Origin of the sequence: Bradyrhizobium sp. AC87j1 (genome assembly GCF_002936975.1) — a bacterium.
GTDB lineage: Bacteria > Pseudomonadota > Alphaproteobacteria > Rhizobiales > Xanthobacteraceae > Bradyrhizobium > Bradyrhizobium shewense.
In genome coordinates this window covers 97,608-110,849 of sequence record NZ_PTFE01000004.1, presented here as the reverse complement: position 1 = coordinate 110,849, position 13,242 = coordinate 97,608, and the positions used below count along the sequence as shown (strand labels likewise).

12 protein-coding genes are annotated in these 13,242 nt (G+C 63.9%); 6 read left to right on the top strand and 6 right to left on the bottom strand.

What is annotated here, in order from left to right; translation table 11 throughout:
• Positions 1-752 precede the first annotated feature (752 nt).
• Both CV770_RS04480 and CV770_RS04475 read left to right on the top strand, forming a co-directional pair.
• Positions 753-2,000, top strand: coding sequence for an FAD-dependent oxidoreductase (locus CV770_RS04480; protein WP_104461456.1), 1,248 nt, complete (start codon positions 753-755; stop codon positions 1,998-2,000).
• 180 nt (positions 2,001-2,180) lie between these two features.
• The gene (locus CV770_RS04475) at positions 2,181-2,945 is read left to right on the top strand and encodes an outer membrane protein (protein ID WP_104461455.1); all 765 of its coding nucleotides are present in this window, start codon (positions 2,181-2,183) and stop codon (positions 2,943-2,945) included.
• Between the two features lie 116 nt (positions 2,946-3,061).
• Here CV770_RS04475 and CV770_RS04470 read toward each other — a convergent pair whose 3' ends face one another.
• From CV770_RS04470 to parE, 4 genes are all read right to left on the bottom strand, one after another.
• Positions 3,062-3,832 carry an SDR family NAD(P)-dependent oxidoreductase gene (locus CV770_RS04470; RefSeq protein WP_091956840.1) on the bottom strand — a complete coding sequence of 257 codons (771 nt, stop codon included), beginning with the start codon at positions 3,830-3,832 and terminating at the stop codon, positions 3,062-3,064.
• Positions 3,833-3,853: 21 nt separating this feature from the next.
• On the bottom strand, positions 3,854-4,039 hold the full coding sequence (locus CV770_RS04465) for a hypothetical protein (protein WP_091956839.1): 186 nt from the start codon (positions 4,037-4,039) through the stop codon (positions 3,854-3,856).
• A 305-nt stretch (positions 4,040-4,344) separates the two neighbouring features.
• Positions 4,345-5,127, bottom strand: a complete 783-nt coding sequence (locus tag CV770_RS04460; RefSeq protein WP_091956838.1) for an outer membrane protein — start codon at positions 5,125-5,127, stop codon at positions 4,345-4,347.
• A 428-nt stretch (positions 5,128-5,555) separates the two neighbouring features.
• The gene (gene parE / locus CV770_RS04455) at positions 5,556-7,601 is read right to left on the bottom strand and encodes a DNA topoisomerase IV subunit B (RefSeq protein WP_091956837.1); all 2,046 of its coding nucleotides are present in this window, start codon (positions 7,599-7,601) and stop codon (positions 5,556-5,558) included.
• A gap of 273 nt (positions 7,602-7,874) precedes the next feature.
• Here parE and CV770_RS04450 point away from each other — a divergent pair, with 273 nt between their 5' ends.
• From CV770_RS04450 to argC, 3 genes are all read left to right on the top strand, one after another.
• On the top strand, positions 7,875-8,405 hold the full coding sequence (locus tag CV770_RS04450) for a DedA family protein (RefSeq protein ID WP_091956836.1): 531 nt from the start codon (positions 7,875-7,877) through the stop codon (positions 8,403-8,405).
• A 225-nt stretch (positions 8,406-8,630) separates the two neighbouring features.
• Positions 8,631-9,296, top strand: coding sequence for an FMN-binding negative transcriptional regulator (locus CV770_RS04445; protein WP_091956835.1), 666 nt, complete (start codon positions 8,631-8,633; stop codon positions 9,294-9,296).
• The gene (gene argC, locus CV770_RS04440) at positions 9,293-10,273 is read left to right on the top strand and encodes an N-acetyl-gamma-glutamyl-phosphate reductase (protein WP_091956834.1); all 981 of its coding nucleotides are present in this window, start codon (positions 9,293-9,295) and stop codon (positions 10,271-10,273) included. Before CV770_RS04445 ends, argC begins: the two co-directional genes overlap by 4 nt.
• A gap of 130 nt (positions 10,274-10,403) precedes the next feature.
• Here the strand turns inward: argC and CV770_RS04435 are convergent, their stop codons facing one another.
• Together CV770_RS04435 and CV770_RS04430 are read right to left on the bottom strand one after the other, a co-directional pair.
• On the bottom strand, positions 10,404-10,802 hold the full coding sequence (locus CV770_RS04435) for an MAPEG family protein (RefSeq protein WP_091956833.1): 399 nt from the start codon (positions 10,800-10,802) through the stop codon (positions 10,404-10,406).
• A 64-nt stretch (positions 10,803-10,866) separates the two neighbouring features.
• Positions 10,867-12,675 carry a PHA/PHB synthase family protein gene (locus tag CV770_RS04430; RefSeq protein ID WP_165637352.1) on the bottom strand — a complete coding sequence of 603 codons (1,809 nt, stop codon included), beginning with the start codon at positions 12,673-12,675 and terminating at the stop codon, positions 10,867-10,869.
• Between the two features lie 253 nt (positions 12,676-12,928).
• Between CV770_RS04430 and CV770_RS04425 the strand changes: the two genes are divergently transcribed.
• Positions 12,929-13,204, top strand: a complete 276-nt coding sequence (locus CV770_RS04425) for a hypothetical protein (RefSeq protein ID WP_049815128.1) — start codon at positions 12,929-12,931, stop codon at positions 13,202-13,204.
• Positions 13,205-13,242: the final 38 nt, after the last annotated feature.

The window sequence follows — 13,242 nt, the reverse complement described above, 5'->3', positions numbered from 1 at the left end:
AGCTTTCGCATGCGCTGCGCTTTCGACGACCGCTTTTGCCCAGGGAGGCGGAGGTGCTGGCGGAGGAGGCAGCGGTGGTGCGGGTGGCGGTGCCGGTGCTGCTGCCGGTACGGGGACCGGGGGCGGAAGCGCGGGATCCGCTGCCAGCTCGGGTGCCGGAATGGGCACCTCATCCGGCAGCGCCAATTCGGGGCCGTCGGCTCCTTCGGGAATGGGCACTCATGGCACCACTACCGGTGCCAACGTCAACACCAATACCGGCTTGAACAATCCGAACGCTCAGTCCCCGACTGCAAACGGCACCTCGCCAGCGGCCGCGCAAGCTGGACGGAACGCAGGTGTCGGTCATGCGCCGAACGGGTTGCCGATCGGCAGTCCGGGCACCGGGACCAGCAATGAGGATCAGAAATAGTCTAGATCCCGTGCAGAGAGCCCGCCGCAGTGCGGGCCTTTCCGTTGCCGCGCAAGTGGCGACCGGCTGCCGTGACGCGCGCGGCTGATGGTAGACGCGGCTCCTCGCCGCGAGCAACGCTAGGCCCTCGGCTCGCTCTCTTCCGCATCGCAGCTTCGGCGCGTGTCCTGATAACGACAGGGCGCGCGGCTTATTCCCGGGATCGGAAGGGCCGGCGTGATCTGAGCGGCCGGCCGGCGTTGGAGATCGCGCATCCAAATTCAAGCGCCGTTCGACCGGAATTGGCGTTACATTGCCCGCCATATCTTGATCGCTACTCGCATCGCGGATCGTGGCTGCAATGACATCCGACCAACAACCGAACCGGACGAAAAGAGTCCGTTGCTGCATTGTCGGCGGCGGGCCGGCCGGCATGATGCTCGGCTATCTCCTGGGGCGCGCCGGCATCGAGGTTGTGGTGCTGGAGAAGCATGCGGATTTCTTCCGCGATTTCCGCGGCGACACCGTGCATCCCTCGACGCTCGAGGTCATGGACGAGCTCGGTCTGATCGACGGCTTCCTGAAGCTGCCGCATCAACGCCTACAGAAGATGGACGGCCTGTTCGGCGGCACACCGGTGCGCATCGCCGATCTCAGCCGGCTCCACACCAAATACCCCTTCATCGCCTTCATGCCGCAATGGGATTTCTTGAATTTCCTGCGCGAGGCCGGCCGGCGCTTTGCCTCGCTCGAGGTGATGATGAGTACGGAGGCGGTCGATCTAATCCGCCGCGGCGAGACGATCGCCGGGGTGCGGGCGAAAACGCCTGACGGCATCATCGACATCGAAGCCGATCTCACCATCGCCTGCGACGGCCGGCATTCGACGGTGCGCGAGCGCGCCGGCCTCGTCGTCGAGGAAATCGGCGCGCCGATGGATGTGCTGTGGTTCCGCGCCGGCCGCAAGGCCGACGAGACGGAAAGCGTGTTCGCGCGCGTCGAGCCCGGCAAGATGATGATCACCTTCGATCGCGGCGACTATTGGCAGTGCGCCTATGTCATCGCCAAGGGACAGCATGAGGCGGTGAAGGCGAGGGGACTGCAGGCGCTGCTCGACGACGTCGTGCGCATGGCCCCGATCCTCAGGTCCGGCATCGCCGACGTGAAGAGCTTTGACGACGTCAAGCTGCTGACCGTCGCGATCAACCGCATGGCGCGCTGGACGCGGCCGGGTCTGCTTTGCATTGGCGATGCCGCGCATGCGATGTCTCCGGTCGGCGGCGTCGGCGTCAATCTCGCCGTGCAGGATGCTGTCGCAACCGCCAATCTGCTGGCGGACAAGATGCAGCACGGCTGCCCGTCCGAGAGCGATCTCGATGCCGTGCGCCGTCGCCGCGAGTTCCCGGTGAAGATGACGCAGCGAATGCAGGTGATCGTGCAGAACAAGATCATCAGCGACGCCTTGCAAGGCAGTGACCGGCCGCTCAAGGTGCCGCTGATCGTGCGCCTCATCACCGCGCTGCCATGGCTGCAGGGCATTCCGGCGCGCCTGCTTGCGCTCGGCGTGCGGCCCGAGCACGTGCACTCGAAAGCTGCGCCGGCAGCGTAGCGCGGGAATTCGGTAGGGATAATGTTGCGTTAAACCGCGTGTGCAGCGTTGCGAGGGTGCAACAGCGCCGACGGATTTGCGGACCGGCGCGTGCCCATGCGCCGCGTTAACTCTCTTGATTCGAATTTTAGTAACACCCGTCTGTGACCGTGCGTCCATCAAAGGACACGGGGTTGTACCATGCGTAACAAATTGATTGCCGCCTTCGCTTGCACGACCGCTCTGGTTTCGACGGGCGCGGCCTCCGCCGCCGATCTCGGCGCGCGCTACACGAAGGCGCCAGCCTATGTGGAGCCCCTGTTCAACTGGACCGGTTTCTATGTCGGCGGTCACATCGGCGGCGCATGGACCAACCAGCAGTTCATTAACAACGGGACCGGTGCGCCGTTCGGCGATCTCGTCCCGGGCGAGGGCTATCGTCAGCGCAGCGCAGGCATCATGGGCGGCGCCCAGATCGGCTACAACTGGCAAGCCAACAACTACGTGTTCGGCATGGAAGGCACGATATCCGGCCTCGACAACAAGGGCTCGTTCACGAACACCGCGTTCGGTGCGGGCGACGACGTGTTCTCCTGGCGCACCAACGTGCTCGCGACCGTGGTCGGCCGCGCCGGCTTCGCCGTGCAGAACAACCTCTTCTACGTCAAGGGCGGCTATGCCGGCGCGAACAACCGTCTGTCGGTCAGCGACACCATCGGTGTGTCGGGCTCGGGCGGACAGACCCACTGGGCCAACGGCTGGACCGTCGGCGCCGGCTGGGAATATGGCGTCACCCGCAATTGGATCGTCGGCCTCGAATACAACTACGCTGCCTTCGGCAGCCAGACCTATCAGCTCGGCGGCACCTCGGGGAATTACACCTTCGACGCCAAGCCGCGCGACATCCAGTGGGCCGTCGTGCGCGCGAGCTACAAGTTCGACGCACCTGTCATTGCCCGTTACTGAGCACGTCGACGACGCAACGCGACCAACGATCAAAAAAAGCACTGCCTAAATTCAAAAGCCCCGGATTTGTCCGGGGCTTCTTTTTTTGCGTTGTTGAATGGCCGACAGGCCCGGCCTCAGGCCATCACCGAGAAGCCGCCATCGACGGGGATCGCGGTGCCCGTGACGAAGTTCGATGCTGGCGAGGCCAGGAACACGGCAATGCCGGCGAAGTCGTCGATGTCGCCCCAGCGCCCCGCAGGCGTGCGCGCCAGCACCCGCTCGTGCAATCCCGACACCTGCTGCCGCGCGCCGCGGGTGAGGTCGGTGTCGATCCAGCCCGGCAGGATCGCATTGACCTGGATGTTGTCGGGCGCCCAGGCATTGGCGCAGGCACGCGTGTACTGCACGATGCCGCCCTTGCTTGCCGCGTAGGCGGTGGCGAAGCTCGCACCGAAGATCGACATCATCGAGCCGATGTTGATCACCTTGCCGTTGCCTGACGCCTTCAAGGCCGGATAAGCGAGCTTCGAGCATAGGAAGGCGCTGGTGAGGTTGGTGTCGATCACCTTGTTCCACTCGTCGAGCTCGAGTTCGTGCGGCGGCTTGCGGATGCTCATGCCGGCGTTGTTGACGAGGATGTCGATGCGGCCGAGATCCTTCACCACGCGCGCGATCATGGCTTCGATCGCGGCCTTGTCGGTGACATCGGTCGCAACCGCGATCGCCTTGACGCCGCGCTGCCTGAGATCTTCGACTGCTGCTTTGGACTTGGCCTCGTTGCGTCCGACCACGGCAATGTCGGCGCCGGCATCGGCAAGGCCGCGCGCCATGCCGAGCCCGATGCCGCCATTGCCTCCTGTTACGATCGCGACCTTGCCGCGGAGCTCGAACCGGCTGGATGTCATGCTTGTATTCCCTGGTTTCTTTTATTGGTTGCTCTGCCAGATCAGCACCAGCCCGAAGCCGGCCATGGCGGCGCCATAGGCGGCCCAATGCAGCTGGTTGACCATGAAGCTCGATCGCGGCCAGGGCACCGTACCCGTGCCCTGTCCAATCCAGAGCAGCCCAACGGCGAGGGCAAACAGCCCTGCTACAAGCAGAAATCTGCGCATGCATTCCTCCCCGTCGGTCCGTTTCCGTCGCGACTCGCGGCACGAACGATTGCTGCGGCCACGAAAGCTTGGGGCACACAGTAACCGTAGCTTCGGTTCGGATACAATGGCGCCGCCGGCAGAAGCCAACGCGGCGAAGCCCAGCGCATGTCGCGATGCGGGGGCGGGCGATCACCAATGTTATGTGAGTGATCGGAGTTCGGCTCGCTGCGTACGACACTGAAGTCGAGCATTGGTCGCCGACCAGTCCATAACGAAAAAGCCCCGGCGATGCCGGGGCTTTGACGTCTGAACTTGCGTTCGGATCAATACTTCGCGACGACCGGACCGGTCCAGTTGAAGCGGTAGACCAGCGAGGTCGAGATCGTCTGGTTCCAGCTGTTGGCGCGGACGCTGTTGATGAGCGGCGCGTTGGTGCCATCCAAGAGCTCGGTTTGGGTTTTGGCGTTGTAGAAGGCCGAACGATACTCGGTCTTCATGAACCAGCCCGGCGAAGTGATACCGAAGATGTTCAGGCTGTTCTCGACACCGCCGCCGACGAACCAGCCGTGACGGTCGTAGCTGGCGAGATGGACGCCCACGGGAGTGCCGCCCAGCGTCGTGAAGTTGGTCTGACCGAAGTGGGCGCCCGAGTAACCGCCGTTGACGTAGGAGAGAACGTTCGGGGCGACCAGCCAGCCGAGGCGCACGCCCGCGGCCCAGGAGGTTTCCAGCTTCTGGTTGCCGGTGATGCCGAAGATGGGATCCTGGATGGTGGCGCGGATGCTGCCGAACTGGGCGTCGCCGAACACACCGGCAACCCAAGTACCGCTGAACTGCCAGTCGTAACCGGCGCCGACGGTGCCGAACCAGCCGGAGCCGCCCTGGCGCTGTGTGATCGTCAACGGAGTGCCGGTCGCCGTGTCCACGATGCTCTGGTCGGCATTGGAGAGGCCGCCGCCGCCGCCGCCGAAGACGTAGAAGCCGGTCCAGTTCGCGACGGGCGCCGGCATCGGGGCCTTCACGTAGGGACGGGCACCGAGATCGGCCGCCGAGGCCGAACCGGTCATCGCGGCAACCGCGGTCAGAGCGAGCAAAACCTTCTTCATGATAAAAATCCCCAACCTTGGTCTGTGTAGCAGCGCGAGCGCACTGAAGTTCGTGTCATCTGATGTCCGGACTATAGACGTTTCTCGCCGGAATGCTGTTGCCGGGCAGGCACAGTCGCCGGAAAACGCCGATACGCGGGCATTTCGGTGGCGGCTGTCGAAATCTGGAATAATCACATAAATTCAAAGCCTTACTGAGCTTTTTGGAATTCAACCTCGGGTAAGGTTTCGTTAGTAAATCCCGCCTTGTCCGAAATGGAGGCAGTCGTGCCTCCGCCTGAGCGCCGTGAGTCGTTGGCCGAGTCGCAACGACGGTGCCGGGAATCGCTCAAAGCCGTACGGACCGCAGCGACGTCGTCACCCCCGCAAAGCAAAAGAGCCCCGGCTTTTCGCCGGGGCTCTCGATGAAGCGCTACAGCGCCGAGGACTCACACGTCCAGCAGCTCTTCGCTGGCAAACTCGGCCTTGTCCGAGATGAACGCGAAGCGCGCCTCGGCCTTGGTGCCCATCAGTCGTTCCACCGAATCCGCCGTGGTGTCGCGATCGTCGGCGAGCAGCACCACCTTGAGCAGCGTGCGTTTGCTCGGATCCATCGTGGTCTCCTTGAGCTGCGCCGGCATCATCTCGCCGAGGCCTTTGAAGCGGTTCACCTCAACCTTGGCGTTGGCGTTGAACGTGCTCTTGATCAGCTCTTCCTTGTGCTTGTCGTCGCGCGCGTAAACCGACTTGGTGCCGTGCGTGAGCTTGTAAAGCGGCGGCACCGCGAGGAAGAGGTGCCCTTCGTCGATCAGCCGCGGCATCTGCCGGTAGAAGAAGGTGATCAGAAGCGAAGCGATGTGGGCGCCGTCGACGTCGGCATCGGTCATGATGATGATGCGCTGATAGCGCAGATCCTCTTCGCGGTATTGCAGGAGCTGGCCGCAGCCGATGGCCTGCACGAGGTCGGAGAGCTGGGCATTGGCCGTCAGCTTGTCCTTGCCGGCGGAGGCGACGTTGAGGATCTTGCCGCGCAACGGCAGCACGGCCTGGGTCTTGCGGTCGCGCGCCTGCTTGGCGCTGCCGCCGGCCGAGTCGCCTTCGACGATGAAGAGCTCGGAGCCTTCGGTGCCGGCGTCGGTGCAGTCGGCGAGCTTGCCGGGCAGGCGCAGCTTCTTGCCGGCGGTCTTGCGCGCCGTCTCCTTTTCCTGGCGGCGCCGCAGCCGCTCCTCGGCGCGGTCGATCACGAAATCGAGCAGCCTGTTGGCCATGTTCGGATTGCCCGAGAGCCAGTGATCGAACGGATCCTTCATCGCCTGTTCGACGATGCGCTGCGCCTCCGCGGTGGCGAGACGATCCTTGGTCTGGCCCTGGAATTCGGGTTCGCGCACGAACACCGAGAGCATCACGGCGGCGCCGACCATCACGTCTTCCGACGTAATGGACGAGGCGCGCTTGCCCTGGCCGACGCGCTCGGCGTGATCCTTCAGGCCGCGCAGCAGCGCGCTGCGCAGGCCGGATTCGTGCGTGCCGCCATCGGGCGTCGGGACGGTGTTGGTATAGGAAGAGAGAAAGCCGTCGGCATCCGCGGTCCACGCGACCGCCCATTCACAGGCGCCATGCGCGCCGTTGCGGCCCGACTTGCCCGAGAAGATGTCGGGATGCACCAGCGTGTCGGCGTGAATTGCAGCCGCCAGATAGTCCTTGAGGCCGCCGGGGAAGTGGAACGTCGCTTCGGCCGGGACGTCCTCGACGCCCTTGAGCAGTTCGGGCGCGCAATTCCAGCGGATCTCGACGCCGCCGAACAGATACGCCTTCGAGCGCGTCATCTTGAACAGGCGCTGCGGCTTGAACGCAGCCTTGGCGCCGAAGATGTCGGTATCGGGCTTGAAGCGGACGCGCGTGCCGCGGCGGTTGTTGATCTTGCCGAGATCCTCGAGCTTGCCTTTGGGGTGTCCGCGCTCGAACGTCATGCGGTAGAGCTTCTGGCTGCGCGCGACCTCGACCTCGAGCAACGAGGAGAGGGCGTTCACCACGGAGATGCCGACGCCGTGCAAGCCGCCGGAGGTCTCGTAGACCTTGGAGTCGAATTTGCCGCCCGAATGCAGCGTGCACATGATGACTTCGAGCGCCGATTTCTTCGGGAATTTTGGATGCGGGTCGATCGGAATGCCGCGGCCGTTGTCGGTGACGGTCAGGAAGCCGTCCGCGGAGAGCTCGACGCCGATGAAGGTCGCATGTCCCGCGAGCGCCTCGTCCATCGAGTTGTCGATGACTTCGGCGAACAGATGATGCAGCGCCTTCTCGTCGGTGCCGCCGATATACATGCCGGGCCGGCGCCGCACCGGTTCCAGGCCTTCGAGCACCTCGATGTCGGCCGCGGTGTAGTCGGCTTCGCCGCCGGTTCCGCGCGAAGCCGCCTTGGCAGGCGCGCGAGGCTTTGGCTCATCGCCGCCGAAAAAATCGTCTTTTGCTTTGGGTTTCAACTGCTTGGACATATATCTTGATACGCTTTGAGGGCCGCATCAGCGGCGAATCGGTTAGGCCGACTATGCCACTTCTGACTTGGAAAGGTTACCGCGGGGCGGGCCGGGCGGTTTGGTTGGGAGCCAATCCCGGCGATTTTACGCCGCAGGCCCTGCAATTCCCGGCAATTTGACCGGACCGTCCGCGTCGAGCGAGTTTTGTGACTTGATGTCACACAAGCCCTTGGCTTACCAGTCTTTTTCATCGAGCAGCACCTTGAGACGGGGCGGGAAGGCTTTTTTTAGATGGAGCAGATTGCGCACGCCCTGGCCGATTTCGTGCGCGTTCACCAGGCCTGGGCGGCTCCGATCGTGTTCGTGCTCGCCTTCGGGGAATCGCTGGCCTTCATCTCGCTGCTGATCCCGGCCTGGGGCGCGCTGGTTGCGATCGGTGCGCTGATCGGGGCGAGCGGCATCAGCTTCTATCCGGTCTGGATCGCCGGCGGCCTCGGCGCGGCGCTCGGCGACTGGGTCTCGTACTGGTTCGGCTACCGCTACAAGGAGAAGGTCGCGCAGATGTGGCCGCTTTCGCGCTATCCGGAACTCCTGCCCAGAGGCGAGGCTTTCGTGCGCAGCTGGGGCGTCCCCAGCATCTTCATCGGCCGCTTCTTCGGCCCCTTGCGCGCCTCGGTGCCGCTCGCGGCCGGCATCTTCGAGATGCCTTATTGGAGCTTCCAGGCCGCCAATTTCGTCTCGGCCTTGATCTGGTCGGCCGTGCTCCTGCTGTTCGGCGACGTGCTTGCCAAGATCATGGAATGGATCTGGCGGGTGATCTGACGCCGAAACCTTGACGGAAACCTGATCTGGCTTTATAGCCGCGCGCCATGATCAACGCCGCGACCATCCTGTTCGCCCGTCGCCGCCGCCGCTCTTTAGCGGTTTGGGCGGTCGATCGCGTTTGAGATCATCGTCTTTGCCGCTGGATCCGATCCGCGGCATTCTCTCTCCTGTCAGCGCGATCTGATCCGGCGGCCCCCCAAGGAGGCCCAGCAGGAGACCACGATGTACACGCCACCCTTTTTCAAGCAGGACCGCGCCGCAAGCCTGAAGTTCGCCGAAGAGCGCGGCTTCGGCACCATGTGCGCCTTTGACGGCAAGAAACCGGTCGCTTCCCCGCTGCCGTTCTATTTGACCTATGCGGCTGACGGCACGCCGCAGGCCGCCTTTCATGTCGCCCGTCACAATCCGCTGCTAAAGCTCGCGGACGGCGCAGTGTCCTGGCTGCTCGCGGTCAATGGCCCCGATGCCTATGTATCGCCGGACTGGTACGTCTCGCCGGACCAGGTGCCGACCTGGCTCTACCAGTCGGTGCATCTGAGCGGGCCGGTGCGGATGTTGTCTGACGACGAGCTGGCGGTGCAGATCGACACGCTCAGCGACAAGTTCGAGAACTGGCTGCTGCCGAAGAAGCCGTGGACATCGGACAAGATGACGGCCGGACGGCTGGAAGCGATGAAGAAGGCGATCGTGGGTCTGGTGATGACGGTTGAGGAGGTCGAAGGCAGCTTCAAGCTCAACCAGCACAAATCGGACGCCGACTATGCGGCGATCGCGAATGCGCTCAGCGCCGGCGATGCCGACGCCAAGCAGATCTCACATTTGATGCGGCAGGCAAGGCCGCAGGTTTTTGCCGACGACACGAACATGCTCGAAGGGAGCGCACTATGAGCCTCGCTGACATCAAACAGGCCCCGAAGGGCGCTGCCGCCAAACCCGCAACCGTCTTCGTCGACGGCGGCTCCGGCACCACCGGGCTCGGCATCAACGAGCGGCTGAAGCTCCAGAACGACGTCGTCGTGAAGACGATCGCCGACGACAAGCGCAAGGACCCCGCGGCCAAGAAGGCGCTGATGGAGGAGGTGGATCTCGTCATCCTCTGCCTGCCCGACGATGCCGCCAAGGAAACGGTTGCGTTGGTCGACAGCATGGGCGCTGCGGGCCCGAAGGTGCTGGACGCCTCGACCGCGTACCGCGTCGCGCCTGACTGGGCCTACGGCTTTCCCGAGCTGACGCCGGATCAGGCCGGCAAGATCAAGGCCGCCAAGAAGGTCTCCAATCCCGGCTGCTATCCGACCGGCGCGATCGCGCTGCTGCGGCCGATCGTCGATGCCGGCCTGTTGCCGCAGGATTACCCCGTCGCGGTCAACGCGGTGAGCGGCTATTCCGGCGGCGGCAAGTCGATGATCGCGAGCTTCGAGGACGGCAGCGCGCCATCCTTCGAGCTCTACGGCCTCGGCTTCGAGCACAAGCATCTGCCGGAGATGCAGCTCTATTCGAACCTGACGCGGCGGCCGATCTTCATTCCGTCGGTCGGCAACTACCGGCAGGGCATGCTGGTCTCGGTGCCGCTGCAGCTCGACACGCTGCCCGGCAAGCCCGGTGGTACCGATCTGCAGGCTGCGCTCGCCAAGCGTTACGCCGGCTCGAAATACGTCAAGGTGATGCCGCTTCAGAACGAGGCGGCCAAAGGCGGCCGGATCGAGCCGGAGGCGCTCAACGAGACCAACGTGCTCGAGCTCTACGTCTTCGCCAGCGACAAATATCACCAGGCCGTGCTGGTCGCCCGGCTCGACAATCTCGGCAAGGGTGCTTCCGGCGCGGCCGTGCAGAACATGCGGCTGATGCTGGGATTGCCGGAGGAGTAGGGCAGTCTCGTGCCCCGGACGCAGCGCAGCACTCCTTCAGTGATGCGCTGCAGAGCCGGGGCCCATGTTTTCTGCTTCGTTTGCGGCGTTTTGGGTCCCGGCTCGCGCTTCGCGCGTCCGGGACACGAAATCAAACCACCTTGAAGATCGCCAGCGCCAGCACGGCCTGGGCGAGGAAGCCGACGGTGAAGGCCAGCGTGCGGAACACGGGAATGCCGATCGCGTAGACGATGAGATGCGCGACGCGGGACCAGAAGTAGACGGCGCAGGCGAGCACGGTCCATTTTGTCGAATAGTCGATCGCGTTGAGGATCAGCACCAGCGGCGCAAAGAGCACGAGGTTCTCGACCGCATTGTCATGCGCGAACATCAGGCGGTTCGCCCATTCCGACTGCGGCTTGTCGCCGCGCGAGGGGTTGGCCAACGCGCCACTGAGGCCGCGGACCTGGCACCGGTTGATGGTGTAGGGGATCCAGAGGATCCCGGTCAGGATCACAGTCAGTGTCAGCCAGAACAATTCGCGCGTCATGGTTCGATCCCCTCTGTCGTCGCTGCGTTGAGCGCGAGTCTATACAAAAGCGCGGAAGATTCCGCTATGCGCGGACCCTGACATAGCTGCCGGGCGCGTCCTCGATCGGGGGCAGGGCGTCGCTGCCGACGCTGCGCGCCGGGACTTGCTCCGGATCGAGCTCGCCCAGCCATTGGCGCCAGTCCGGCCACCACGAGCCCTTGTGCTCCACGGCGTCCTTCATCCATTGCGCGACGTTGACGTCCTTGATGTTGTCGTTGGTCCAGTACTGGTACTTGTTCGAGGCGGGCGGATTGACGACGCCGGCGATGTGGCCCGAGCCCGACAGCACGTATTTCACCGGACCGCCGAAGAACTGCGAGCCGTACAGCACCGATTCAGCAGGCGCGATGTGGTCCTCGCGGGTGGCGAGGTTGTAGACGGGAACCTTGACCTTGGAGAGATCGAGCAGCGTGTTGTCGAGCACCAACGTGCCGGTGGAGAGCCGGTTCTCCAGATAGCAATTGCGCAAGTAATAGGAGTGGTTCGACGCGGTCATGCGCGTCGCGTCCGAATTCCAATGCAAGAGGTCGAACGCGCTCGGCTGCTGCCCCTTCAGATAGTTGCTGACGACGTAGGACCAGATCAGATCGTTGGAGCGCAGCATGTTGAAGGCCATCGCCATCTTCGAGCCTTCGAGCACGCCGGCCGCCTTCATGTCCTGCTCGAGCGCCGTGATCTGCTCCTCGTCGACGAACACCAGGAGATCGCCGGCATGGGTGAAGTCGACCTGTGCCGCGAAGAACGTTGCGGACGACACGCGCTGGCGGCGCTTTTCGGCGAGCCAGGCCAGCGTGGTCGCGAGCATGGTGCCGCCGACGCAATAGCCGGCGGTGTGCACCTTCATCTCGCCCGTGACCCTCTCGATCACGTCCATCGCCGTGAGCGGACCTTCCTTCATGTAGTCTTCCCAGCTCTTGTTGCCGAGCCGCTTGTCGGGATTGACCCATGAGATCACGAACACGGTGATGCCCTGGTCGACGCACCACTTGATGTAGGATTTCTCCGGCTTGAGATCGAGGATGTAGAACTTGTTGATCCAGGGCGGCACGATCAGGAGCGGGGTGCGCAGCACCGTCTCCGTGGTCGGCGAATACTGGATCAGCTGCATCATCTCGTTCTGGTAGATCACCTTGCCCGGCGTCGTCGCCATGTTGACGCCGACGACGAGGTTGTCCGGGTTGGACTGGCGGATCTTCAGCATGCCCTTGCCGGCTGCGATGTCCTCGGCCAGCATCTTCAGGCCGCGGGCGAGGTTCTCGCCGCTGCTGGCCACCGTTTCGCGCAGCACCTCCGGATTGGTCAGCACGAAGTTGGACGGCGAGATCGCGTTGATGACCTGCTGGACGTAGAACTCCGCCTTGCGGCGGGTCTGCGGATCGAGCCCCTCGGCGTCACGCACCAGCTCTTGAGCCCATTTGGTCGTGAGCAGATAGAGCTGCATCACGAAATCGAAGAACTGGTTCGACTTCCATTCCGGGTCGGCAAAACGCTTGTCACGCGGCGAGGGCGCGATCGCGGGCGGCGCGTCCTGGCCGGCCATGCGGCGCACCGCCGAGCCCCAGAGGTCGAGATAGTCCTTGGCGAGCTTGGTCTGCAGATCGGAGGAGCGGGATGTATCCGACAGCCAGTATTCGGCGACCGAGGTGAAGGTCCTGACGACCTCGGTGAGCTCGGGCGGCGGGCGATCCTGCACCTCGCCGCTCTCGCGCGGCTTGAGGTAAGCGGCCAGTGCCTTGCCGCCGCTCTCCATCGCCCGCGCGACATTCATCGCGAAGGCTTCCGCATCGAACTTCGTCTCGGGTTTGGGCGTATCGGTCGTGGCCATATTCATGAGCAGAACAGTAACGATTCATTCCGTATTCGTCACCGCGAAGCTCGCATGTTTGACGTTAAACACTCTCGAAGATGTGTTGCACTGCGACAAATCTTCTTGGTTCCGTCACATTCGGGCCGCACCGCTCGGCTTGGTGGGCATTGGCTGTTTTCTCGCTCGCACCATTTGGGCAGCAATGGTTTGAGCTTGGGCGCGGTCTTGGGTAAGGTTGCCCGGGGCCGTGCTTTGGGACGAGTAGGGGATTTCCCAAGTGTTGGCGTTGTGGGACCTGCAAAAGACGCTGCCGATCCGCGGCGCGCTGCTGATCGCGGCGCTCGCCGTCGGCGGCTGCTCGAGTCAGCTCGCGGATATGACGCCTACGGACGCGCAGGCGCATCCCAGGGAGCCCGGCACCTATCTGCCGGTGCACGACCTGCCGCCGGATCGCGATCAAGCGGTCATCCCGCCGGAGCAGCGCGCCAAGATCGAGGCTGAGCTCGCTGCCGCGCGCGATCGCCAGGCCGTCGCCGGCAAGGATGCGAAATGAGCCGCTCCAAGGTAATCGCTGGCGCCCCCGCCTTGCCG

Bases quoted from the DNA above. Each gene is read 5' to 3' on its own strand.
- CV770_RS04480 (WP_104461456.1), top strand. From the start codon at position 753: ATGACATCCGACCAACAACCGAACCGGACGAAAAGAGTCCGTTGCTGC.
- CV770_RS04475 (WP_104461455.1), top strand. From the start codon at position 2,181: ATGCGTAACAAATTGATTGCCGCCTTCGCTTGCACGACCGCTCTGGTT.
- CV770_RS04470 (WP_091956840.1), bottom strand. From the start codon at position 3,832: ATGACATCCAGCCGGTTCGAGCTCCGCGGCAAGGTCGCGATCGTAACA.
- CV770_RS04465 (WP_091956839.1), bottom strand. From the start codon at position 4,039: ATGCGCAGATTTCTGCTTGTAGCAGGGCTGTTTGCCCTCGCCGTTGGG.
- CV770_RS04460 (WP_091956838.1), bottom strand. From the start codon at position 5,127: ATGAAGAAGGTTTTGCTCGCTCTGACCGCGGTTGCCGCGATGACCGGT.
- parE (WP_091956837.1), bottom strand. From the start codon at position 7,601: ATGTCCAAGCAGTTGAAACCCAAAGCAAAAGACGATTTTTTCGGCGGC.
- CV770_RS04450 (WP_091956836.1), top strand. From the start codon at position 7,875: ATGGAGCAGATTGCGCACGCCCTGGCCGATTTCGTGCGCGTTCACCAG.
- CV770_RS04445 (WP_091956835.1), top strand. From the start codon at position 8,631: ATGTACACGCCACCCTTTTTCAAGCAGGACCGCGCCGCAAGCCTGAAG.
- argC (WP_091956834.1), top strand. From the start codon at position 9,293: ATGAGCCTCGCTGACATCAAACAGGCCCCGAAGGGCGCTGCCGCCAAA.
- CV770_RS04435 (WP_091956833.1), bottom strand. From the start codon at position 10,802: ATGACGCGCGAATTGTTCTGGCTGACACTGACTGTGATCCTGACCGGG.
- CV770_RS04430 (WP_165637352.1), bottom strand. From the start codon at position 12,675: ATGAATATGGCCACGACCGATACGCCCAAACCCGAGACGAAGTTCGAT.